This is a genomic window from Thalassospira profundimaris (assembly GCF_003326755.1).
GTDB classification, from domain to species: domain Bacteria; phylum Pseudomonadota; class Alphaproteobacteria; order Rhodospirillales; family Thalassospiraceae; genus Thalassospira; species Thalassospira profundimaris_B.
In genome coordinates this window covers 248550-271216 of the sequence record NZ_JPWH01000001.1, presented here as the reverse complement: position 1 = coordinate 271216, position 22667 = coordinate 248550, and the positions used below count along the sequence as shown (strand labels likewise).

Genomic DNA, 22667 nt, shown 5'->3' with positions numbered 1-22667 from the left:
GTATGAAAGGGGAAAGGGGAAAAGAATGACCACGCTTTTAACTTCCCCCGATACCGACGGTATTGAACGTTTGTGCAACCACACTGTTCGGGAACGGTTTTTAACCGCGCCTGCCCTGCCCGGCATTGAACGGATCGAAGCCCAGTTTTACGGCGACATGTTTGCCCCGCATCGCCACGATACCTATGCGCTGGGTGTGACCCTGCACGGGGTGCAAACATTTTCGTATCGGGGCACCAAACAGTTCAGCCAGCCGGGCAATATCATCGTCCTGCATCCCGATGAGACCCATGATGGCGGTGCCGGGACCGAGGCCGGTTTGCGCTATCGTATGCTGTACCTGGATCCGGCCCTGTTATGGCTCGGTCTGGGCGAAAATGCCCCCGGCCTGCCCTTTGTCGCCCGGCCGGTTTTTTCCGACCCGGCCCTGTCTGCCACATTGCTTGAAATGCTGGCTCATCTGGATAGCGATATTGATGAATTGCTGATTGACCAGTTTGTCTGTTCGGTCGCAGAGGGTCTGTGCCGCCATGCCAGACAGCCAATTCGCCGCAGTAAAAAACTGGCCCTGCCCCGCCTCGAACGCGCCCGCGACTTTCTTGAAGCCAACACATCCGGCACCATCACATCAACCGATCTGGAAGATGTTACCGGACTGGACCGCTATACATTGATCCGGCAATTCAAGGCCCGGTATGCCACCACCCCGCACCGCTTTTTGGTCATGCGCCGCCTGCAACAGGCCAAAACCCTGATTGCGCAGGGCGAACCCCTTGCCGGGATTGCCGCGGATACCGGCTTTGCCGATCAAAGCCATCTCAACCGCCATTTCAAACAGGCCTTTGGCATCACACCGGGCCGCTGGGCCGACATGATCCGCCCACAGCTTTTAACACGACATAACGGCAAATAACGCCCCACAACAGCCAATAGAAAACCGGCAGATGCGCACTCTGCCGGTCATCCATGAGGTTAATTTGCCGAAAACAGGGTTTGATCAACCCTTGCGATAAGCGCCCTGACGTTCCAGCATCCAGCCCGGATATTCTGATGGCAGGGCACTGACCTGATCAAGCGCCTCCAGGTCCGCGCCGGTCAGCTTTATACCGGTTGCCTTGATATTATCTTCCAGCTGATCAACGCGCTTTGCCCCGACAATCACGCTGGTCACAGCCTGCTGGTGCAGAAGCCAGGCAAGGGCTATCTGGGCGACACTGCAACCATGGGCCTTGGCGACAACCCGCATCGCATCAATGCAATCATAGGCGCGGTCACGATTAACGGGCGGAAAATCAAAATTTGCCCGGCGACCTTCGCCATCGGTTTCGTTATTGCGATCATATTTGCCACTTAACAAACCACCTGCCAGCGGGCTCCAGACCATCAGGCCCACATTTTCGGATGTCAAAAGCGGGACAATTTCACGCTCCAGGTCCCGTCCGGCCAATGTGTAATAGGCCTGAAGCGAGGCAAAACGCGCCAGATTTTTCCGTTCCGAAATGCCCAGCGCCTTCATGATCTGCCAGGCCGCCCAATTGGAAACGCCGATATAGCGGACATGCCCGTGCTTCACCAGCGTATCAAGGGCCTCCAGCGTTTCCTCGATCGGCGTTTCGCTATCAAAACCGTGAATTTGATACAGGTCGATATGGTCAAGCTGAAGGCGTTTCAGGCTGGCCTTGATCTGATCCATGATGTGATAACGCGAGACCCCGGCCGAATTGACATTGCTGCCCATACGGCCAAAAACCTTGGTTGCCACAACAACATCCTCGCGAGGCACGCCCAGATTTTTCAGGGCCTGACCGGTAATTTCTTCTGACAGACCTTCGGAATAGACATTGGCGGTATCAATAAAATTGATCCCGGCATCCAGCGCGGTTTTCACCAGCTCGTCCGCCTCTTTTTGCCCAACGGCACCGATTTTCTGCCACAAGTCGCCCGTGCCGCCAAAGGTCATGGTGCCAAGACACAGTTCCGAGACAAAAAGTCCTGTATTGCCAAGTTTGTTATATTGCACTTTTCCGGTCCTTTCGGGTCATCATGAAAAGAAAGATGTGCCGTTCATCTGACAAAAGCCCGTTGCCTGGAAATTTATGATCAGAGCATCAGGCCCTGCAAACCGGCACATGAAATTCAAAAGGCATCCGCAAAATAAGCCCCGAAACAAAGCAGGCAATGGGCCCTGGAGGATCAGGCAAGGATCACATTTTATTGTTTCATCCCTGCCTTCCGACCACATTTTGTCCTGCTTGCATCCACATGGCCCAAGCGCCGGACGATCACCACCATTTTTAAAACTCTTTAATATCCGTCGCGCATAGTGATGACTGAAAGTGGGGTGGGCAGGCGAATCCATGATATCGATATCAAAACCGGGCAACCATCATGATCCGGGCAAAATAGCACCAGGGCACACCGGGTTGCGGCGCATTTGCGTCGGCCTGCTTTTGGCGGGAAGCCTGCTGGCAAGCACAGGCTGCACCTCGCTTGTGGTCGGGGCCGGGGCGACGGCCGGGGTGGCGGCCATGCAGGAACGCGGCTTTAAAAACTCGGTCAATGACAATGCCATCACCGCCAATCTGTGGCGCAAATATCTGGAAATCGACAAAGACATGTTTGTCGATATTGACATCGAGGTGGTTGAAGGCGAGGTCCTTCTTGCCGGACGGGTGCCCAGCGATGCCGTGGAAATGAAGGCGGTTGAGGTCGCCTGGCAAACCAATGGTGTCAAACGGGTGATCAATAAATTGCAGGTCGGCAAGGAAGTCGGCCTGATGGATACGGCAAGTGACCTTCTGATCAGCACGCGGATAAAAACCGCGCTGATGTTTGACAGCCGCGTTTATGCCATTAACTACACTATAGAAACCGTTGATGGCACCGTATACCTGATGGGAATCGCGCAAAACAGGGATGAACTTGATCGGGTTATTTCGCATGTGCGCGCAACAAGCTATGTTAAACGGGTTGTTAATTTCGTCCGCCTGAAGGACGACCCCACACGCAAGAGGACATAAAGATCACAGGCGTCATGACTGATACGGAACGGCATGAAACAGTCCTGCAATGGCTGAAATCCTATGCCGCGGGCGAGTATCCCGATGCAACCGCAGCCGAGGCGGCGCTCTATCTGGCCAGTCTGGACCGGCCCGAGGGCGATATCACCGCCTATTTTGCGCGGCTTGATGACATCTGTGAAGACCTGCAACGCGCCGTGGCCGATACCCATACCCCGGCAGATGCCCCGCCGCGTGTCATGGACCTTGCCATTGCCCTGCAAAATGTCATTCCCGGTTATCATGGCTTTCAGGGCGATGAAGAAAATTACGACGATCCCGAAAACGCCAATCTGATGTGCGTGATGGATCGCAAACGCGGCCTGCCTGTGGCCCTGGCCCTGTTATATCTGCATGCCGCTGCGCGCTGCGGGCTGGAAATGACAGGCATCGATTTCCCCGGCCATTTCCTGTTGCGTCTTGAAGCCAATGGCGAACGGGTGCTGCTGGACCCGTTCCACAACGGCATTGTGCTGGGGGCGGCGGAACTGCGCGAATTGCTCAAGGCGTTTCAGGGCCTTGATGCCGAATTGCAGCCCGAACATTACCGCGAAGCTACCGACCGCACGATATTGTTACGACTTCAAAATAATATCAAAGTCCGCGCGCTGCGCAGCGGCGATCTCGCCTATGCCACTGCCGTTCTGGAACGCTGCCTGATCATCGCGCCGGACGAACCGGGCCTGTGGCATCAGGCGGGTACGCTTCACGCGCGCCTTAATAATGATGAAAAGGCCCTGGCCTGTTTCGAGCAGTTCCTGAAGCTTAACCACGACCCGCGCCACCAGCAGCGCATTAAAACCCTCGCCGCCGAATTGCGCGACAGAATTGCCGGAATTTCGCCCGATACATCAGAAACAGCCGATGACAAGCCAGACGATACCGTCATCCCGTTCCATCCGGCAAAAAATACCGGGGCATCCGGCGCGGAAAACACCCCACGTGGCACATCATCCGCCGCCTCCCCGCCCCATGATGATCCATCACCGGCCTAAGTCTGAAAAATCTGGACACCACTCATAGATTCATAAGGGCGGTGTATAAAAATATATCCCTGTTTCTGGTGCCGAAAAACGACCCTTCGCCGCGGGGCATGGCAGCACGATCAGACAGAAATCCGTTATAACGTGCCGCTGGATCCTGATAACCGCTCCACCTCGCAGAAGTTAAAAAACAACTGCCAACACGTGTGATCTGGCCGGTATTCCATAATCCTCCCCCAATGTTTTTACGCCCTCTCCACCTCTGCTAGCTGCCAGAATGATGCCCGCTTAATGTGGTCTGCCCACAAGCGGCGACTGCGATTTCATATCTGAATCGAAACAATATGGCGCAAAAAATCGGCCATCTCCCAAAGCATATTCGCCGCATATTTCCCAACGATGCTTCGACAAAACCGGTCGACGCATCCAACCTTCCAATTTGGCGCAAAACCACGCCAATATGTGGATTAATCGCCTTTATACCGCCGATACACCCATATAGAGTTAATTGATAGATTCTATATTGATGTTTTATTAAATTAAACAAAACCATCTAATCACATACAAACCGGTTTGCATGAGTTGTAAATAGGCCAGAATTGGTAAAATCACCGCTCTTTTTGCCCATCAAAAACTCTGAAAGATGCTTATTCCCCTATTAATTGCCGTATTTTTGCCGCGCGTTACCCGGTTTGATCCTCCCATGCCAATTTGGAATACCCTGGCAAAAATCGAGCATTTCCGCCGCCTCGAACGGGAAGAACAGCCGATTTTTCACGCATCATTTTATCCCTCCAGCACGGCAGTGTCGGAGGACAGAAACATCCCGGACGGGCATCTGAACCGAAATTATTTTTGCCTTCGATGCTGTTAAAAAACTGCATATGCAGGCACGTGCCCTTGCGATTGGCAATACGCCCGCGCTGGCACCGGTCGCAAAACTTGCGTGGCAGACCTGAACGATTATACTGCCGCCAAAATTGCCCGGCGTTTATGTCGGCCCATCCCCAACCAGCAGGAATTTTACATGAGCGAACCCACCGTAGATGTCGTTGGCATCGGCAATGCCATTGTTGACGTTTTGACCCATTGCAGCGAAGAAGACCTTGCCCGTCTGGAACTGGTCAAAAATTCAATGACCCTGATTGATGCCGATCGCGCCGACGCGCTTTATGGGGAAATGGGGCCTGGCATCGAGATGTCGGGCGGTTCCGCTGGCAATACAATGGCCGGGATCGCGGCTTTGGGTGGCAAAGGGGCCTATATTGGTAAGGTTCGCGATGACCAGCTTGGCGAAGTATTTCGCCACGACATTCGGGCAATGGGGGTCAGCTTTGATACAAAAGCAGCCAGCGAAGGCACATCGACCGCACGCTGCCTGATTTTCGTCACCCCTGACGGGCACCGCACCATGAATACCTTTTTGGGCGCCTGTACCGAACTGGGCCCGAATGATATTGATGCCGAACTGATCAAATCAGCGAAGGTGACATATATGGAAGGCTATTTGTGGGACCGCGATGAAGCCAAGGAAGCCTTTGTCCTGGCTGCAAAGATCGCCCATGAAGCCGGTCGCCAGGTTTCGATCACGCTTTCGGATTCCTTCTGTGTGGATCGTCACCGGGAGTCCTTCCGCGACCTGGTGCATAACCATGTCGATATTCTGTTTGCCAATGAAGACGAAATCAAATCGCTTTACGAGGTAGAAACATTTGACGAAGCCCTAAGCGAGGTGCGCCGCCATTGCAAGGTCGCCGCCCTGACGCGTAGCGAAAAGGGATCGGTGATTGTTTCGGGTGACAATGTCATTGAAATTGCCGCCGAACCCGTGAACCGGGTGGTTGATACCACGGGTGCAGGCGACCTGTTTGCGTCGGGTTTCCTGTTTGGCTATACTCAGAATTATGATCTGGCAACCTGCGGACGGCTGGGGTCAATCTGTGCGGCCGAAATCATTTCGCATATGGGGGCCCGCCCGGATGCCGACTTGAAAGAGCTTTGCAAGGATGCCATTCCGGCCTGAGCCATAACGATGGCAAAATTTCACGGGACAGCAACAATGGGGCTGTCCCGCAGAAATACGCCATTGCCGGACGCATGGCTGCCATTTCAACGCTACCAGGCATTGACAATCTGCGGCCAATAGCGCATGTACCCGGCGTCTGTGTTGTATTTTTAAAAAATCAAGCACTCTGGCATTTGCAAGGCAGGTTATGCGCCGCCACCGCGCGAGCAGCACCCTGCCTTCACCATATTATATATCGACCAATCTTGTTTCTGACCGATGCGGCGGCACGACCGGCGCGCGGCATGTTATACGGAGTCCGCGCCCATGAACTTGCGCAATATCGCCATTATCGCCCACGTTGACCACGGTAAAACAACCCTGGTTGACTCCATGTTCCGTCAGTCCGGCGTTTACCGTGACAACCAGCGCGTTGACGAACGCGCCATGGACAGCAATGACCTGGAACGGGAACGCGGCATTACCATTATGGCAAAGCCGACCGCCATCCAGTGGGGAGAAACCCGCATCAATATCGTCGATACCCCGGGCCACGCCGATTTCGGCGGCGAAGTCGAACGTATCCTCTCGATGGTGGATGGCGTTGTTCTGCTGGTCGACTCGGCTGAAGGGCCGATGCCGCAGACCAAATTCGTGCTGGGTAAGGCCCTGAAGCTGGGCCTGAAGCCGATTGTCGTGATCAACAAAATCGACCGTCCTGACCAGCGCGCTGAAGAAGTGCTTGATGAAATTTTCGATCTGTTCGTATCGCTCGAAGCCAACGAAGAACAGCTTGATTTCCCGGTTCTTTACGCATCGGGCCGTGATGGCTGGGCGGCAGAAAACCCCGAAGGTCCGAAAGAAAACCTGACCCCGCTGATGGATCTGGTTCTCAACTATGTTCCGGCCCCGAAGGCAGAACTTGACGCGCCATTCGCCATGATCGCCACTATGCTGCATGCCGATAACTTCCTGGGCCGTATTCTGACCGGCCGTATCGCACAGGGCCGCGCCAAACTGAACATGCCGGTCAAGGTTCTGCGTGGCGATGGCACCGTTGAAACCGGTCGCCTGTCCAAGCTGATGGGCTTCCGGGGGCTGGAACGTGTCCCGCAGGAAGAAGCCGAAGCGGGCGACATCATCGCCATTGCCGGTCTGACCGACGCCACCGTGGCCGACACCATTTGTGCGGCCGAAGTCAAAGTCGCGATTGAAAGCCAGCCGATTGATCCGCCCACGCTGGCAATGACCTTCTCGGTCAACAACTCGCCGCTGGCAGGCCAGGAAGGCGACAAAGTAACCTCGCGCATGATCCGTGCGCGTCTGGAACGCGAAGCCGAAGGCAATATCGCCATCAAAATTGCCGAAACCGAAGACAAGGACGCCTTCGAGGTGGCCGGTCGTGGCGAATTGCAGTTGGGCGTTCTGGTGGAAACCATGCGTCGCGAAGGCTTTGAACTGTCGATCTCGCGTCCGCGCGTGCTATTCAAGGAAATTGACGGCGTTCTGTCCGAACCGTTTGAAGAAGTCCAGGTTGACGTGGACGAGGAATTTGCCGGTGCCGTCGTTGAAAAGATGAGCCTGCGCAAAGCCGAAATGACCGACATGCGGTCTTCGGGCGGCGGCAAGACCCGTATTCTGTTCGTTGCCCCGTCGCGTGGCCTGATCGGTTATCATGGTGAATTCCTGACCGATACCCGTGGTACCGGTGTGATGAACCGCGTATTCCATTCCTATGGTCCGGTGAAGGGCAGCATTGCTGGCCGTCGTAACGGTGCGCTGATCTCGAATGATCAGGGCGAAGCCGTTGCCTATGCCATCTGGGGTCTGGAAGATCGCGGGATCATGTTTATCGAACCGGGCGAGCGTGTCTATCAGGGCATGGTCATTGGTGAACATAACCGTGACAACGACCTGGAAGTGAACATCCTGAAGGGCAAAAAGCTAACCAACGTGCGGGCTTCGGGCAAGGATGATGCCATCCTGCTGACCCCGCCGCGCCGCATGAGCCTGGAAGAAGCCCTGTCTTACATCCAGGATGACGAGCTGGTTGAAGTCACGCCGAAAAGCATCCGCATTCGCAAGCTGCACCTTGATCCGAACGTGCGCAAACGCGAAAGCCGCAAGAAAGAATCTGAAAACGCATAATCGATTCGCGTTTTTACCACCCCAATCAAGCGAAAGGGCCTGTCACATGACGGGCCCTTTTGTGTTGCCGCCCTGTTTTTGGCTGAAATTGCCGATCCTTTTGTGCATTCTTTAACCGATAACGCCATAAGGTCGCCGATCGCAGGCAACCGGCGGATATGCAGGGGGAAGAATGAAGAGTCATACCAAACGCAGCTGGGGCGAGGCCTTTTGGGCCCTGACCAATGGCCGGGTGATTACCATGCTGTTTTTGGGCTTTTCGGCAGGCATTCCCATTTTGCTGATTTTCTCGACCCTGTCGATCTGGCTGCGCGAGGCCGGGGTGGAACGGTCGACCGTAACCTATTTCAGTTGGGCCGCCCTGGGATATTCGTTCAAGTTCGTCTGGGCGCCGCTGATTGACCGCCTGCCCCTGCCGGGCCTGTACGCGGCATTGGGGCGGCGCAGAAGCTGGCTGATTGTCGCGCAAACGGCGATTATCCTTTCCATTCTGTGGATGGGCCTGACCGACCCGGCCCAGCACCTGACCATGATGGCCTTTGCCGTCGTTGCCCTGGGGTTTTCGGCCGCGACACAGGATATCGTCATTGATGCCTATCGCATCGAGGCGGTCGATACCGATTTGCAGGCCATGATGAGTTCGGCCTATATTGCCGGTTATCGCATTGGCATGATCGTCGCCGGGGCCGGGGCACTCACCATTGCCGGTGTGATAGAGGGCGAAGGCCCCTACATGCCCCTTGCCTGGCGGGTCGCCTATGGCTGTATGGCGCTGGCAATGTGTGTGGGGGTCTTAACCACCCTGCTTATCAGCGAACCTGATGTGCCGCGCAAAGACAGCAAATATTTTCACCAGACCAGCGATTATATCCGTTTTCTGGCAATGTTTGCCCTGACCGTTATAACATTCATTGCTGCCAATGTCTGGGCGGGCAGCGCGGTATCACCGCTGGGCACCAGGTTAACGGCCTCGGGCATGACCCCGGAACTGGCTGGCTTTGTCACCGGCAGTCTACAACTTGCCATCGCGGTGCTGCTGGCGGTATTTGTTGCCTGGCTGACCACCCTGATCGGCATTACACCGCGTGAAATGGTGCGTGAAACCTATATCGCGCCGGTAAAGGACTTTGTTGATCGTTACGGCAAAGTCGCCATCGTGGTTCTCGCCCTGATCGGCTTTTACCGCATTGCCGATATTGTCATGGGTGTGATGGCAAATGTGTTTTACACCGATATCGGCTTTACCAAGGAAGAAATCGCCGCCGTTTCCAAAACCTTTGGCCTGTTCATGACCATTGCGGGCAGTTTTCTGGGCGGTGTGCTCTCGGTTCGCTATGGCGTCATCCGCGTCCTGTTTTTGGGTGCGCTGCTTTCGGCCATTACCAATATCCTGTTTGCCATTATGGCGCAAATCCCGGCCAATACCGTGATGTTTGCCGCCGTCATCATGGCCGATAACCTTTCTGGCGGTCTCGCCACCGCGGCCTTTATCGCCTATCTGTCCGGCCTGACCAATATTTCATTCACCGCCATGCAATATGCCATTTTCAGTTCGATCATGACCCTGTTTCCCAAGGTGATTGCCGGGTTTTCCGGAACGGTGGTGGATGCGGTCGGCTATCAGGCGTTCTTTATCGGCACGGCAATATTGGGCCTGCCGGTTTTGCTGCTGGTGGTGCTGGCCGGGCGCCTGACCGATGTTGAACACCCAAAGGCACAAGCAGGGCATGCCAAAAACGGCTGACCCCGTCAAAACCAGCGTCAAACCCAGAACAACCCGATTTCCACATAAAAACCCCGCCTGATCCAGGTCAGGCGGGGTTTTGTCATCCGGCACAGGCCGGAATGTCAGATCTGTCAGGCCGCCTGTTCGGCTTCGTCCTGGGTTAACAACGCATAGATTGCATCAGCCGATGCAGCCCCGCGCAGCTTTTCACACATGCCCTGATTGCGCAGCAACCGCGAGATACGTGCCAAAGCTTTCAAATGGTCGGCACCGGCTTCTTCCGGTGCGACAAGCATGCAGAACAGATCGACGGGCTGTTCATCAACAGCATCAAATTCGATCGGGTTCTGTGCCCGGGCAAACACCATATAAAGCCGGTCCAGATCGCCCAATTTGCCATGCGGAATAGCCACACCACCACCGACACCGGTGCTGCCCAGCTTTTCGCGATCCAGCAAAACAGAGAATATCTGCCCTGCATCACGTCCCGTAACCTCGGCGGCTTTTTCTGCGAGTTCCTCGAGAACAGCCTTCTTGGCGCCGGAACGCAATGCCGGAATGACCCCTGTCGGGGAGAGAATTGTTGAAATGTCCATCTTTCGCGTTGCGTTGTTTGGACCAGAGGTCGCGCCCGTCAGGCTGCACCGGCTTTTTCATCAGCCGGGTCAAGCCAGCCGATATTACCATCGGCCCGACGATACACGACGTTCAATCCGCCATGTTTGCCATTCCGGAACATAAGGGCCGGAATATCCCCCAAATCGAGACGCATGACCGCTTCCCCTACCGAGAGCGTATCAATGCGATCAGGTGTTTCTGCCACGATCAGCGGGTCAAAACCCTTGTCCTGTTCGTCGTCAGAATGATCTTCGTCTTCCTGCTGAATCACATAATGGCGCGCATCCAGCAAGGCATTCTCATACTGATCACGGTTGGTGTGGTGATCACGCAGGCGCCGTTTATACCGGCGCAACCGTTTCGCCACCTTATCGCAAGCAGCATCGAAGGCCGGATAAACCTCGTCTGCGGATGCTTTTGCCTGAACCAGCATGCCTTTGCCGACATGGACCGATATCTGTGTGTGATAAAGATGCGCCTGTTTGGTAATTGTTACCGTGGCTTCGATAGCATGATCGAAATATTTCTCTACCGCAAGGTCCAAGGTCTCGACGACGTGTTCACGCAAAGCGTTGCCAACGTCAAGTTGCTTGCCAATAACTGTAATCTGCATGGATCGCCTATCCCCAGTTGAGTGACTTCCAGTACATCTGCGAACGATGGTGCCCCTCAATCAGGTGGCGGCACCATATTCCGTCGCCAATGCCAAGTCAACATTTGGGTGTTAACCAATATGTTTCAACACCTTAGGCATTGTTTTCGAGCATCATGACCTATCTGGCCTGTGCTTTTTTCTCGCGCCGCCTTTGGACGGACGACGGAATCCGCATTGCCTCCCGGTATTTTGCCACTGTTCTACGGGCAATGTCGATCCCTTCCTTTTGCAGAAGCTCGACAAGTTTGTCATCCGAAAGAATCTTTTTCGGATTTTCCGCATCAATCAATGACTTAATCCGGTGACGTACTGATTCCGACGAATAGGAATCCCCGCCATCCGCCGATGAAATTGCCGTGGTAAAGAAGTATTTCAGCTCGAATATGCCGCGCGGGGTCGCCATGAATTTGCCGTTGGTCACGCGCGACACCGTACTTTCGTGCATGCTGATGGCTTCGGCAATGTCGCGCAAAATAAGCGGACGCAGATGCGAAACCCCGTATGTAAAGAATCCGTCCTGCTGGCGAATAATCTCGGTTGCGACCTTGAGAATCGTGGTGGCACGCTGATGCAGCGCCTTGACCAGCCAGTTTGCGGTTTGCAAACGCTCATTGATAAAGGTCTTTTCTTCGCGGTCGCGAATCCCGCTGCTGATCGTTGCAACATATTCCTCATTGACCAGCACACGCGGCAGGGCATCGCTGTTGAGTTCAATCATCCAGCTTCCCTCCGATCCGGCCCGCACCAAAACATCGGGAATAACCGGCGTTGCCGGTTCGCCGTCACTGGTGCGCCCCGGACGCGGATCAAGCGTGCGAATCTCGGCAATCATGTCGGCAAGGTCATCACCATCAACGCCGCAAATGCGGCGCAGGCGGTCAAATTCGCGCCGTGCCAACAATTCAAGGTTGCTCACCAGTGCGGCCATTGCCGGATCATACCGGTTCCGGTCACGCAATTGCAGTTCCAGACACTCCGCCAGGTTGCGGGCAAAAATGCCAACCGGCTCGAATCCCTGCATCTGGCGCAAAACCGCCTCAACATCGGCGAGATCACAACCAAGGGCATCGGAAACTTCAGCCAAATCCCCGCTGACATAGCCATTCTCATCAAGCATATCGATCAGATAGCTGCCGATCATACGCATGACCGGCGCGGAAAAAGCCAGATTAAGCTGGTCATCGAGGCGCTGGCGCAGGGTTTGGCTATCGGCGAGGGTTTGCTCCAGCCCGGGCAAATCATCGCCATCCGCTCCGCCCATGCCACCGCCATTATAAGGCAGCGAATAATCATGTCCCGCCCCCACCGGTGCACCATCCGGGGTAATTTCGCCTTCGCCGTCATAAAGGGCGTCTGTGGCGCAATCGAGCGGACTGCTGGTATCAGAGCCCATGCTGTCGCTGCCGGCCAGGCGGTCGGTTCCGCGCAAATCCTCGCGGTCCCGGAAATCGTCAATCGCGCGGGCATCCAGGCCCTGCTCCCCATTGCCCACGGCATCATCACCGCTTTCGGCAAAGGTTTGGCCCGGCTCCGCCCGTTCCAGAAGCGGATTTTCGAGAAGCTCGCTGTCAATGAAGTTGGAAAGCTCGATATTGTTAAATTGCAACAGCTTAATCGCCTGCTGCAATTGCGGCGTCATGACAAGAGACTGAGACTGACGAAGATCAAGCCTTGCCTTCAGGGCCATATCAGTACCTACCCCTTATCAATCCGCTTTCCCCCATTTTCCTGCCTCGTTTCACTTTTCCATCGATCCGCATTTCTTTTTACGATGCGATATCCGACGGGCAAAGCCTGATGACAAAACAAACCTGCCGTGAAACGCCGTTTTCAGACCCACGGGCAGCCGTTCAATCAATTGTTATCAGTCTGAAAAAGATACGAACAGCCAAATATGAACCATCTTGTCCTAAAGGCTGAACCTGTCACCCAGATAGACGCGGCGAACATCCACATTGCGCACAATCTCGTCCGGGCCACCTTCCATCAATACCCGACCATCATGCAAAATGTAAGCCCGGTCAATAATATCAAGGGTCTCGCGCACATTATGATCGGTAATCAAAACCCCGATCCCCCGATCCTTGAGGTGACGCACCAGATCGCGAATATCGCCCACGGCAATCGGGTCAATCCCGGCCAGAGGTTCGTCGAGCAACACAAAATTGGGGTGGGCTGCCAGCGCACGGGCAATTTCACAACGCCGACGCTCCCCGCCCGACAGCGCCAGGGCCGGGGTGCGGCGTAAATGTTCAATGGCAAATTCCGCCAAAAGGTCTTCAAGATTCTGTTCGCGCTTGATACGGTCGCCTTCAACCACTTCAAGCACGGCCATAATGTTCTGTTCCACCGTCATGCCGCGAAAAATCGAGGCTTCCTGCGGCAAATAACCAATACCCATGCGGGCACGCTGATACATCGGCATCATGGTGATGTCGCTGCCATCCAGCGAGATTGTGCCGCGATCCGGCGAAATCAGCCCGGTAATGATGTAAAAACTGGTGGTCTTACCCGCACCATTGGGGCCCAGCAAACCAACCGCCTCGCCCCGCTGAACCGAAATTGAAACATCCTTTAAAACCGGGCGCTTTTTAAAGCTTTTGCCCAGATTATGTGCCACCAGCCCCTTATTCGCACTTACCAGTCGCGGACCCCCGGCAATGTTGGTGTCCGCCATGACAAATGGTGCGCCCGCACCGTTATTTTTTGTGCTTTTTCGAGACCAGAACACGATCCGACCCTTTGTCAGTTTGTTTTGCCAGCAGCAGTGCCACCGGTTTTGGGTTTCTTTTCACTGTCAGGGACCAGCAGACCACGCACCCGCGATTTGCCATCACCCTTGTTATCTGCCATCAGACGGCTGATGCCGGTTTTCAGATCAACCACCGCCCGGTCGCCATTCAACTGGTTTTGACCGCGCGTGATCTTAACCGATCCGGTCAGCGTGGCGATACCCGTTTTCGCGTCATAAACCCCTTGATCACCAACAACATAATCCGTCGGGGTTTCAATGGTGACATGACCATAACCGTCAATACGTTCCAACTGGTTTTCACCTTTTGGCGAGGCGGTAAAACGCGCTGTCAGAACATCGGCCTTGAGTTTGCGGCCCTGCGAAATTGCCACCGCATCCCCACGCGCCACCGCCATACGCTTGGCTTCCCAATATTCCAGGCTGTCCTTTGCGGTCAGGGTTTCGGTGGGTGTGGTGTATTTCAAATTCTTGCCGGTCAAAACGACCACGGCCTGGTCAATATCGTAAATTGCCAGATCCCCGGTGGCTGTATCGGTATTTGTCGATAATTTTACATGACCATGCGCCTCGATCCGGTAAATTTCGGTCTGACCATTGGTTTCACGATAAAAGGCACGCAATTCATCGGCATGCACCTCGGACTCGCCCCGCCGGGCAAAGGCATTGCCGCGCGCAATCAACACATTGTCGTTGCGGCGCCATTCAATGCCGTTATCCGATTCCACATCCAGCCCGCCTGCCCCCTGCTGGGTCAGGCCCAGCGATGCGGCCGATGCGCCGTGCATCACCGGAAAGCAGGCAAGCCCCATCACAAGCGTCGCCGCAAATAACAATCCACCCCCACGCGGCGTTCTGATCATGATTTCCCTTTCAATGCCTTTTCAAATACCTTGAGTTTGGATTTGCCCAGAAAATGAATAACCGACCCCTTATTTTCCAGCTCAAACCCTGAATCCGATTTAATCGTGCCAAACGGCCCCTGCCCGTCAACCGGGTCCGTCCCGCTGGCATTGCCGTCTTTCAGTTTGATCTCGGCACTGTTGGTATGAATCTCGAACCCCTTGTCGTGATACATGTTCACCGCACCATTCAGATCAAGCCTGTTTTTGCTTTCCGTATAAAACCCCTTGTTCGCCGTCAGGGCAACCCAACTGCCATCATTCATGGTCATATCGGCCTGTGGTTGCTCAAGCATCACATGTTCCATCGCCCCTTCGCCATCCTTGCGCTGCTCGATGGCTTCGGTTGCCGTCACCGTGAAAGGCTGGCGTTTGCTATCCACCCCAAAAAAGCGCGGATTGCTCATGGCGACATTTTCCATCAGATCGTCAGGTGAGCTGGAAAAACCAAGATGAAACCCGCTTTCCTGCATCTGTTCGATCTGCGGCCACAAGACCACCAGTGCCAGCAACCCCGCCGCAATCATCGGCAGCATCAGTTTTAACATCAAAACGATGCTGCGCCGAAACGGATTGATCTTTACATCACGCCGCGTTTCGGACAACCGGTCCCGCGCGCGCGGCCCGGGCGTCCTGGGCGCTTGTGATGACGGGGTATCGGCTTTATCCGCGCTCATGCTCAGGCAACCCCCAGACGCAGCAGGTCATGGATATGCACAAGGCCACAGGGCAGCCCCTGGCCATCAACCACAAACAGCGACGTGATGCTGCGATCATTCATAATCGCCAGCGCCTCGACGGCCAAAAGCTCCGGCGTGATGGTTTTGGGATTGCGGGTCATGACATTTCCAACAGGCCTTGAGACCAGGTCATCGCCCATATGACGGCGCAAATCACCATCCGTCACAATGCCGACCAGCCTGGCTGTATCATCGGTTACACCGACACAGCCAAAAGATTTGCCCGTCATTTCCATCAGCGCATCGGACATGCGTGCCGCCTCGGAAACAAGCGGCAATTGATCCGCCCCGTGCATGACTTCGCGCACATGCAACAACCGCTGCCCCAGCTTGCCACCAGGGTGGAAGGTGCGGAAATCATCGGCGCTAAAGCCGCGCCGCTCCATCAGGGCAACGGCCAGCGCATCGCCCAGCGCCAGCATGGCCGTGGTGGACGTGGTTGGCGCCTGGCGGTTGGGGCAGGCTTCGGCACTGTTGGGCAGAACCAGCGGATAATCACATTGCGACCCCAGCGAACTTTCAGCCCGGCGGGTCATGCCGATCAGCGGAATATGAAAACGCCGCGTATAGGCAATAATATCGGAAAGTTCGGGGGTTTCGCCCGAATTGGACAGGGCCAGCACCGCGTCATCCTGGCCGATCATGCCCAAATCGCCGTGGCTGGCTTCGGCCGGATGAACAAAAAACGACGGTGTGCCAGTCGATGCAAAGGTTGCCGCAACTTTTTTGGCAATATGACCACTTTTGCCCATCCCGGTCACAACCAGCCGCCCCTTGAGGCCCTCGATCAGGGAAAGCGCACGACAAAAATCGCCATTCAGCGATTGTGCCAGTTCCTTCAGGGCGGCCGCTTCGATGTCCAGCACCTTGCGGGCTACAGCAATGTCTTTTTGGTCCGTTTCGCTAACTGTCATGGCGTTCTTCTTGGTCATCCGTCGGATGCAGTCCGGCTGTTATACGCGAACAGCCGGGGTCTCTGGCGCAAAAATGTGGCAAGAACCGGGTTCCTGACAACACAGGCGCGATCAGGACGTTCTAATGAGCAAAGATGTCTGTTTCTGCCCATCCCGCAAGGTCAAGGCTGGCACGGGTTGGCAGGAAATCAAAACAGGCCTTCGCAATTTCCATGCGACCTTCACGCTCCAGGCGGCGATCAAGCTCTTCTTTCATCTTGTGCAAATACAGAACATCGCTTGCAGCATAGGCAATCTGTTCAGAGGACAATTCCGCCGCCCCCCAGTCGGAGCTTTGCTGCTGCTTGGAGATTTCGACACCCACCAATTCACGCACCAGATCTTTCAGGCCATGCCGGTCGGTATAGGTTCGCACCAGTTTGGAGGCGATTTTGGTGCAATAAACCGGCGCACAGCGCACACCAAGATAAGCATCCATCACCGCAATATCAAAACGGCCAAAATGAAACAGCTTCAGGACATCCGGGTTGGCCAGCATTTTTTTCAGGTTGGGTGCGCTATAATCCGCGCCGTCAAACTTGACCAGATGGGCATCACCATCACCGGCAGAAAGCTGCACAACACACAAACGGTCCCGATGCGGGTTCAGGCCCATCGTTTCACTGTCAATTGCAACAATTTTGCCAAGATCCAGCCCGTCGGGCAGATCGCCGTGATGGAGGTAATTTGTCATCGCGCGTCTCCGGTCAGAAAGTTTGGCCTTGTCTTAACACAGCAAAGCCGCGCCCGCGATGCAAAAGACGCCTTTTTGCCCCCATTAAATCGACGATTCCGGCTTATTCCGGCATGACAGGCCCGCCTGCCCTTGCCTAACGGGCAAGGGCCCTGGAATCCTTGAAAACGCGTAACGCGGCCACGGCACAGGAAATCGACATCCAGGCCAGAATGGCCGGCCAGTTGGAAAAGGCGCTTTGGGTCGCGGCAAAGGGAAACAGCGACACATTCAGCGTCGCCAAATACAGCGCCACCAGCACGGTCTGCTGTTCGCCAAACCGGATCATGCGCAATCCGGCCCAAACCACCAGCACAATAAAAACAAGCCAGGGTAGTGTTCCGGCAAGGCCGCCGCTTGAAAGCCATTCCATATAAATATTATGCGGATGTGGATAACAGCCAAATTCCAATGATTCCGGCGGCATTTCTGCCTTGCACACTTTTTCAAAACTGCCCATGCCAATCCCGGTCAGGGGATGCTCGGTAAAAAAGCGCCAGCCCATCAGGGCCAGTTGCCCGTAAATCGAGGCGGCATAATCCGATACGACATGCTCCAGATCGGCCAACCGTCCGGCAATACGGCTGCTGAATGTCAGCAAAGCCCCAATTCCAGCAGCCCCGGCAATGCCAAGTCCAATGGAAATCAATCGGGCGCGCCCGCCGACAAAAAACAGCCCGATTACGACCGCCACAATCCCGGCAAGGGTCAACACGCTGGCCGTGCGTTCTCCGCTTAAAAAGATCACGGCCAAAACCGGCAGCATGACCATCGCGCTAAAAACAAATGCCTTCTTATCCCCGAAACCCTGACGGGCAACAAAGGCCAGCGCCATCACGGAAAAGGCCAGCTTCGACACATAAATGCCGATATTGGGCCGATCCAGCGGGCCGGTCAGGCGCCCCGCGAAACTCGCCATTTTCTGCCCGCCCAGCAGCGAATATCCCGTTACGAACTGAAAAAGCGCATCCAGTGCCGCCAGCAGCAAAGTGGCCGACACCACCCAGCACAGGATATGCACGACTTTTCGATCCGTGATCAACCAGCGTGTTGCGGCGGCATAAAACACCACAAAGCGCACCCAGATCAGCCCGCGGGTGAAATTTTTGCCCGGATACTCGCCAAATGGCGCCGCAACTGCCACCAGCATCAGCAAAGCAACCAACAGCGCCAGAATATCGGCCTCGCGCGCCCAGGCCCAGTCACGCCGCAGCGCACTGCGCACCAGAAACAGAATACCAACCAGCGACAGCGCGACATCTGCGGGACCCCGGGCAAATAACAACAGAACCGGGATCAGGCACAAAAACACCAGGGCACTGCCCCGCAAGCGATTTTCAATTTTTTCGCTATAAGGCAATGCTGCAAATAATGTCGTCACTGTGAATTCGGCCTCCGGACCGCAGAAATCATTTTGAATGCGTTATAAAGTTCATCAAGAAATGTGCCATCGGCCTGATACAGGCCCAGCTTGGCGGCAAAATAGGCACATTGCAGTTTAAGCCCCGGCATGGCATGACCATCGCGCAAAGCCTTGCGGGCGGCAGAAATACATTTTTGCCCCAGCTTCTGGCGATAGGCCGGGTCAAGCTGCGGATACTGCCGTAAAAAGTGATAAAAAGTCATGAAGCGGTCGTGATGCTGCTGAATCTTGTTATCCGACAAATGGCTGCCTTCATCGGGCACCCATGTCACCACGGCAGCTGTATCAAGCAGGCAGCGGGCCTGTGCGGCCAGGCGCAAAGGCAGCGATTCATCCTGAATAAAAACACTCTCATCACATCCCCCTGCCTTGGCAAACAGGTTGCGGTCAACAAGCCAGGTCATGCGCACAAGGCCCTTTCCCAAGGCGCGCTTCAACGGATCTTCATACACCTGTGTCGCAATATCAGCCGGAATTTCGCGGGCGTGAATATCGGCAATCGCATCGCCGGTTTTTTGCCATTTGCCATGCACCATATCCGCCCCGTGGCGACGCGCCAGCCCCAACAGGGTGATAACGGCATTGGGCGCGATCACTTCATCGCAATCAAACAGCACCAGAAAATCGCCGCACGCGGCCTGCGCGCCCTGATTCAGGCGAATGGCCGGGCCTTTATTTTCGCTATTTTCCAGGATCTGCACATTGGCAAGCCCGGCCGTTTCGGCACGCAAAACAGAGAGCGAGTCATCAGACGACGCATCATCAACAAAAATATATTCCGCGGAAAAATCGCCCGTTTGTTGGCGCAGGGACCGGATGAAAAACGGCAAAACAGCCGCCTTGTTATAAACCGGCAGAACATAACTGATATCTGGCACCCGCGCCCCCATTTGCCAAATTCGTGCTGACCCGTTCTAGCGGTATCACCGGGCCCCTGCAAAGACAAAAGTCTCGAACACAGAACCTCTCAATTTGCCCAAACGGTAAAGCAAGACACAAAACAGAACACCAAAGGCAATTCAGCTTACAACGCAGGGCAATGCGACCTGCTATCGGCCAATACGATCCTAAAATGTCTAAAAATCACGAATACGCTTCAAGGCAGACGCAATATCTGCACGATTATCCAGATCAAACAGTCCCTGCTGCAGGTTCATTTCCACCTGTTTACAATAGCCTTTTTTATCTTGTTGCGAATTGACCTTAGCTTTCAAAGCCTGCATCGCCATCTGATCAATCTGGTTTTTTTCATTTTTGGATAAACCACCAGTCGCTTCCATCACAGCGACAATCTTGCGCAAATCCCTGTCATGCCGCCGACTCCAGGACGCTGCCTCTTCAATCATTTCCGGTGCAGCTTCTACATAGTTATTGCAATATGCCGCGATGCCGGGCACCCAGGCAGAAGCCCCCATCAACAACATGGCATCATTGCGGATTTCCACCTGATCCCGGGACGGCACTGCAGACATTATTGTCGCAAAAGCCATGATGACCATGAAAACACCCGTCGCCCACAGCAAACTTCGGCCAAAACGGTGGTTCTGTTTTCTGATGCGGGCCCAACCCTCTTTGATTACAGCGACCAAAAGGCCAACCAGCCAGGGCGCAAGGCCATAACCGACGGCAGGCGGCCACTGCCTGGAAGGGATCATGCCCTGATACGTGGTTGTGGCCTCACAGACCATCAATGCAACGGAACAAATCGCTAAAATAAGGACCCAAACCCGGCTCTTGCGCACAACATCACTCCCGGAAAACATCACCTGCAACCTTAAATACATACAGTGCGTTTTCTAAGAAGAAATGTTCAATCAAGACAGGAATTTGAGATTAAAGTCAGATCGGATGGCAGTTTTTCCCACGCTTATCATGAAGGGTATTATTTGAATTCCCTTATCAAAGCTGTTCACGTTAAAACGAATTGAAAATTGGCCCAGAAAAGACAATACCCCAGCACATCGAAAGATGTACTGGGGTATGGTGCCCAGGAGAAGACTCGAACTTCCACGACCTTGCGGCCACTGGCACCTGAAGCCAGCGCGTCTACCAATTCCGCCACCTGGGCTTAGGGGCTTCTGGTCATTCGTTCCTGCGGTGTCCGCCGGAACGGGGCCGCTTGTAGTACAAGCTTGTAGTACATTCAAGGGAAACCGATGACCGACCCTGCGTTTATCCGAAAGGGAACGCAGAATGGTACGTATGGTGAAGCGAAAAGGTCGGAACAACTGGGAAATATTCTATCCGTTACCCGCTGATCTTCGGGTCGCCCTAAAGACCCCTGCATTGTATCGAACACTCGCAACAGGTGATCGCCAAGAAGCAGCGAATCGCTACCCTGCGCGAGTCGTTGAAGTCATCTTGGAAGTCACCAAGTTGAAACAGCGATTGACCCAAGCACCCTTCCCAATTGAGCCTAACCCTGAAGCGCAGCAACATCTTCAACAAACAGTCCAGCCTCCGAAGCCAGATATTAATGCCATCCGCATAAGGGATGTGATCGAAGCTTGGAGGAACGATCTCAAGCCGCAGCTATCAAAAAGCACACAAGAAGAATATGAGCGAGCCATCAGTCGCCTTCTGGCCTGGAGCAAGCCTCGTAGCCTTAGCTTCATGCACGAGTTTGACCGAAAGACTGTCCGTGAGTTCGTTACCGAGAATTACCACGGTCGCACCGGGAAAACCGTGAAGCTTGCGCTCGGCGGTCTTCGAGGCGTCTGGGACCATGCGTTTACGGTCGGTTTGGCCGATGATAAATCCACCATCTGGAGCAATCACAATTACAACGACCGCGTCAAGATCGGTACCGGTGAGGTCAAAAAGGAGGACCAATCGGAATTGCCGTTCTCATTTGATGATATCCGGGCATTGCTGGCAGGTTTGCAACCTGTTGGCTTCAAGCAGCTAATCGCATTGGCGTTGATCACTGGTGCCCGCAGTTCGGAAATCGCAAACGCCAGACGGGAACACATATCGCTACGTAAAGACGGTTACTGGCTCGACATACACGGCACCAAAACCAAGAGCGCCCACCGCAGCGTTCCGATACCGAAAGCGTTCGACCAGCTTATCGAGAGCCTTATTAATGAAACGAACGGTGACTATCTCATCCCCTTGTTTGAAGACAAAGAGTGGTCCAATGAGCGGGACCGCGCACGGTATATCAACAAAGAAATCAATAGAAAGCGCCGCCTTTTGAACCTCCCGAACACGCAGCGCCAAGGCATCCATTCAACGCGCCGAACCTACATTGAACTTTTGGAAGGTGAGGAAATCCCGCTTGGGACCATCAAATTGCTCGTAGGGCACAAACGGACCGACCTTACAATTGGCACTTATTCAAAAGGGACATACGTGAACTTGCGGAAAGCTGTGGAACATTTGGCGATGAACCAAGATTTCATTGGAGCAGTTATCTCGTCTATCTGACTTGACGATAACCTGGAATGATTTTGCCGGAAAAATCTGAGAGGGGGATTGATATAGATGCATGGCGAAATTCCCCCCCCCCTTCCCCTACCATTCAAGCACTACCGCGGCTAAAGCTTCTTTTATCTCTAAGGGGACATAGTTCTCCGCTAATTGGTCCGCCTCTTCGCTCTCAATAAGCTTCTTAACGTGCGACCATTTAGCTTGGATGCCTCGCAGCGGAACCCGATGGATTTCCTTACCACTACTTCCGTCATGGCCGAGACCACTTATGTTTACAGAGTAAAGTTCTTTTCCATTGCGATATACGTGAACGTGAGGTTCACCTTGATCATAATGAGGACCATCCCAAGCCAATTTCCATCCTTTACCCAAGTCTTGAGTTTTTCGGCCCTCGCTCAGAAGTGTGCCAACCTCAATCTCTGATGGACCGTCGTCCGATTTGTAGAGGATAGCAAACTTACTTCCAGAAACTTCTGTGTAGCGCATATCATCTCTCCATAATTCTACCTTTGATTGTATTTATATCGAATCTTCATAG

The 22667-nt window shown here is 54.3% G+C and carries 20 protein-coding genes and 1 tRNA gene; 7 read left to right on the top strand and 14 right to left on the bottom strand.

Annotation, left to right across the window (positions count from 1 at the left end):
- The first annotated feature begins 25 nt into the window (after positions 1 to 25).
- Positions 26 to 913, top strand: coding sequence for an AraC family transcriptional regulator (locus tag TH25_RS01250; protein WP_114086602.1), 888 nt, complete (start codon positions 26 to 28; stop codon positions 911 to 913).
- A gap of 84 nt (positions 914 to 997) precedes the next feature.
- Here the strand turns inward: TH25_RS01250 and TH25_RS01245 are convergent, their stop codons facing one another.
- On the bottom strand, positions 998 to 2020 hold the full coding sequence (locus TH25_RS01245; protein ID WP_114086601.1) for an aldo/keto reductase: 1023 nt from the start codon (positions 2018 to 2020) through the stop codon (positions 998 to 1000).
- Between the two features lie 337 nt (positions 2021 to 2357).
- On the opposite strand from TH25_RS01245, the gene TH25_RS01240 reads away from it, so the two are divergent.
- The 5 genes from TH25_RS01240 (at position 2358) to TH25_RS01220 (ending at position 9939) form a co-directional block, all read left to right on the top strand.
- Positions 2358 to 3020 carry a BON domain-containing protein gene (locus TH25_RS01240; protein ID WP_114086600.1) on the top strand — a complete coding sequence of 221 codons (663 nt, stop codon included), beginning with the start codon at positions 2358 to 2360 and terminating at the stop codon, positions 3018 to 3020.
- A 14-nt stretch (positions 3021 to 3034) separates the two neighbouring features.
- Positions 3035 to 4054 carry a SirB1 family protein gene (locus tag TH25_RS01235; protein ID WP_114086599.1) on the top strand — a complete coding sequence of 340 codons (1020 nt, stop codon included), beginning with the start codon at positions 3035 to 3037 and terminating at the stop codon, positions 4052 to 4054.
- A gap of 1015 nt (positions 4055 to 5069) precedes the next feature.
- Complete coding sequence (locus tag TH25_RS01230) at positions 5070 to 6065, top strand: adenosine kinase (protein ID WP_114086598.1); 996 nt, start codon at positions 5070 to 5072, stop codon at positions 6063 to 6065.
- 309 nt (positions 6066 to 6374) lie between these two features.
- Positions 6375 to 8195 carry a translational GTPase TypA gene (gene typA, locus TH25_RS01225; RefSeq protein ID WP_114086597.1) on the top strand — a complete coding sequence of 607 codons (1821 nt, stop codon included), beginning with the start codon at positions 6375 to 6377 and terminating at the stop codon, positions 8193 to 8195.
- A 172-nt stretch (positions 8196 to 8367) separates the two neighbouring features.
- A complete protein-coding gene (locus tag TH25_RS01220) occupies positions 8368 to 9939 on the top strand; it encodes an AmpG family muropeptide MFS transporter (protein WP_114086596.1) in 1572 nt (523 codons plus the stop codon).
- Between the two features lie 113 nt (positions 9940 to 10052).
- Here the strand turns inward: TH25_RS01220 and ptsN are convergent, their stop codons facing one another.
- From ptsN to TH25_RS01160, 12 genes are all read right to left on the bottom strand, one after another.
- Positions 10053 to 10517, bottom strand: coding sequence for a PTS IIA-like nitrogen regulatory protein PtsN (gene ptsN, locus TH25_RS01215; RefSeq protein ID WP_114086595.1), 465 nt, complete (start codon positions 10515 to 10517; stop codon positions 10053 to 10055).
- A gap of 38 nt (positions 10518 to 10555) precedes the next feature.
- Complete coding sequence (hpf, locus tag TH25_RS01210) at positions 10556 to 11152, bottom strand: ribosome hibernation-promoting factor, HPF/YfiA family (protein ID WP_073955144.1); 597 nt, start codon at positions 11150 to 11152, stop codon at positions 10556 to 10558.
- A gap of 160 nt (positions 11153 to 11312) precedes the next feature.
- Positions 11313 to 12881 (bottom strand): RNA polymerase factor sigma-54, encoded by a 1569-nt coding sequence (gene rpoN / locus TH25_RS01205; protein ID WP_114086594.1) that lies wholly within the window; start codon positions 12879 to 12881, stop codon positions 11313 to 11315.
- Positions 12882 to 13103: 222 nt separating this feature from the next.
- Positions 13104 to 13871, bottom strand: a complete 768-nt coding sequence (lptB, locus tag TH25_RS01200; RefSeq protein ID WP_181847307.1) for an LPS export ABC transporter ATP-binding protein — start codon at positions 13869 to 13871, stop codon at positions 13104 to 13106.
- A gap of 68 nt (positions 13872 to 13939) precedes the next feature.
- Entirely contained in the window at positions 13940 to 14809 is an 870-nt protein-coding gene (locus TH25_RS01195; protein WP_114086592.1) for an LptA/OstA family protein, read from the bottom strand.
- Positions 14806 to 15525 carry an LPS export ABC transporter periplasmic protein LptC gene (gene lptC, locus TH25_RS01190; protein WP_114086591.1) on the bottom strand — a complete coding sequence of 240 codons (720 nt, stop codon included), beginning with the start codon at positions 15523 to 15525 and terminating at the stop codon, positions 14806 to 14808. The genes TH25_RS01195 and lptC overlap by 4 nt, the downstream gene beginning before the upstream one ends.
- Before the next feature lie 2 nt (positions 15526 to 15527).
- Positions 15528 to 16502 (bottom strand): KpsF/GutQ family sugar-phosphate isomerase, encoded by a 975-nt coding sequence (locus TH25_RS01185; protein WP_114086933.1) that lies wholly within the window; start codon positions 16500 to 16502, stop codon positions 15528 to 15530.
- 121 nt (positions 16503 to 16623) lie between these two features.
- Positions 16624 to 17235 carry a ribonuclease D gene (locus TH25_RS01180; protein ID WP_114086590.1) on the bottom strand — a complete coding sequence of 204 codons (612 nt, stop codon included), beginning with the start codon at positions 17233 to 17235 and terminating at the stop codon, positions 16624 to 16626.
- Between the two features lie 136 nt (positions 17236 to 17371).
- Positions 17372 to 18655, bottom strand: a complete 1284-nt coding sequence (locus TH25_RS01175) for an O-antigen ligase family protein (protein ID WP_258548977.1) — start codon at positions 18653 to 18655, stop codon at positions 17372 to 17374.
- The gene (locus tag TH25_RS01170) at positions 18652 to 19575 is read right to left on the bottom strand and encodes a glycosyltransferase family 2 protein (protein ID WP_114086931.1); all 924 of its coding nucleotides are present in this window, start codon (positions 19573 to 19575) and stop codon (positions 18652 to 18654) included. Before TH25_RS01170 ends, TH25_RS01175 begins: the two co-directional genes overlap by 4 nt.
- Positions 19576 to 19773: 198 nt before the next feature.
- Positions 19774 to 20481, bottom strand: a complete 708-nt coding sequence (locus tag TH25_RS01165; RefSeq protein WP_147252963.1) for a hypothetical protein — start codon at positions 20479 to 20481, stop codon at positions 19774 to 19776.
- Between the two features lie 197 nt (positions 20482 to 20678).
- Positions 20679 to 20765 (bottom strand) — tRNA-Leu (locus tag TH25_RS01160).
- Positions 20766 to 20890: 125 nt separating this feature from the next.
- On the opposite strand from TH25_RS01160, the gene TH25_RS01155 reads away from it, so the two are divergent.
- Positions 20891 to 22126, top strand: a complete 1236-nt coding sequence (locus TH25_RS01155; RefSeq protein WP_114086588.1) for a tyrosine-type recombinase/integrase — start codon at positions 20891 to 20893, stop codon at positions 22124 to 22126.
- An 87-nt stretch (positions 22127 to 22213) separates the two neighbouring features.
- On the opposite strand, the gene TH25_RS01150 is transcribed toward TH25_RS01155, so the two are convergent.
- Complete coding sequence (locus TH25_RS01150; protein ID WP_114086587.1) at positions 22214 to 22615, bottom strand: hypothetical protein; 402 nt, start codon at positions 22613 to 22615, stop codon at positions 22214 to 22216.
- Positions 22616 to 22667 lie beyond the last annotated feature (52 nt).

Excerpts from the sequence above, each read along its gene's own strand:
- typA (WP_114086597.1), top strand. The coding sequence starts at position 6,375 with ATGAACTTGCGCAATATCGCCATTATCGCCCACGTTGACCACGGTAAA.
- hpf (WP_073955144.1), bottom strand. The coding sequence starts at position 11,152 with ATGCAGATTACAGTTATTGGCAAGCAACTTGACGTTGGCAACGCTTTG.
- TH25_RS01220 (WP_114086596.1), top strand. The coding sequence starts at position 8,368 with ATGAAGAGTCATACCAAACGCAGCTGGGGCGAGGCCTTTTGGGCCCTG.
- TH25_RS01230 (WP_114086598.1), top strand. The coding sequence starts at position 5,070 with ATGAGCGAACCCACCGTAGATGTCGTTGGCATCGGCAATGCCATTGTT.
- lptB (WP_181847307.1), bottom strand. The coding sequence starts at position 13,871 with ATGGCGGACACCAACATTGCCGGGGGTCCGCGACTGGTAAGTGCGAAT.
- TH25_RS01250 (WP_114086602.1), top strand. The coding sequence starts at position 26 with ATGACCACGCTTTTAACTTCCCCCGATACCGACGGTATTGAACGTTTG.
- rpoN (WP_114086594.1), bottom strand. The coding sequence starts at position 12,881 with ATGGCCCTGAAGGCAAGGCTTGATCTTCGTCAGTCTCAGTCTCTTGTC.
- TH25_RS01150 (WP_114086587.1), bottom strand. The coding sequence starts at position 22,615 with ATGCGCTACACAGAAGTTTCTGGAAGTAAGTTTGCTATCCTCTACAAA.
- TH25_RS01235 (WP_114086599.1), top strand. The coding sequence starts at position 3,035 with ATGACTGATACGGAACGGCATGAAACAGTCCTGCAATGGCTGAAATCC.
- TH25_RS01195 (WP_114086592.1), bottom strand. The coding sequence starts at position 14,809 with ATGATCAGAACGCCGCGTGGGGGTGGATTGTTATTTGCGGCGACGCTT.
- TH25_RS01180 (WP_114086590.1), bottom strand. The coding sequence starts at position 17,235 with ATGACAAATTACCTCCATCACGGCGATCTGCCCGACGGGCTGGATCTT.
- TH25_RS01185 (WP_114086933.1), bottom strand. The coding sequence starts at position 16,502 with ATGACAGTTAGCGAAACGGACCAAAAAGACATTGCTGTAGCCCGCAAG.
- TH25_RS01155 (WP_114086588.1), top strand. The coding sequence starts at position 20,891 with ATGGTACGTATGGTGAAGCGAAAAGGTCGGAACAACTGGGAAATATTC.
- TH25_RS01165 (WP_147252963.1), bottom strand. The coding sequence starts at position 20,481 with ATGTATTTAAGGTTGCAGGTGATGTTTTCCGGGAGTGATGTTGTGCGC.
- TH25_RS01240 (WP_114086600.1), top strand. The coding sequence starts at position 2,358 with ATGATATCGATATCAAAACCGGGCAACCATCATGATCCGGGCAAAATA.
- lptC (WP_114086591.1), bottom strand. The coding sequence starts at position 15,525 with ATGAGCGCGGATAAAGCCGATACCCCGTCATCACAAGCGCCCAGGACG.
- ptsN (WP_114086595.1), bottom strand. The coding sequence starts at position 10,517 with ATGGACATTTCAACAATTCTCTCCCCGACAGGGGTCATTCCGGCATTG.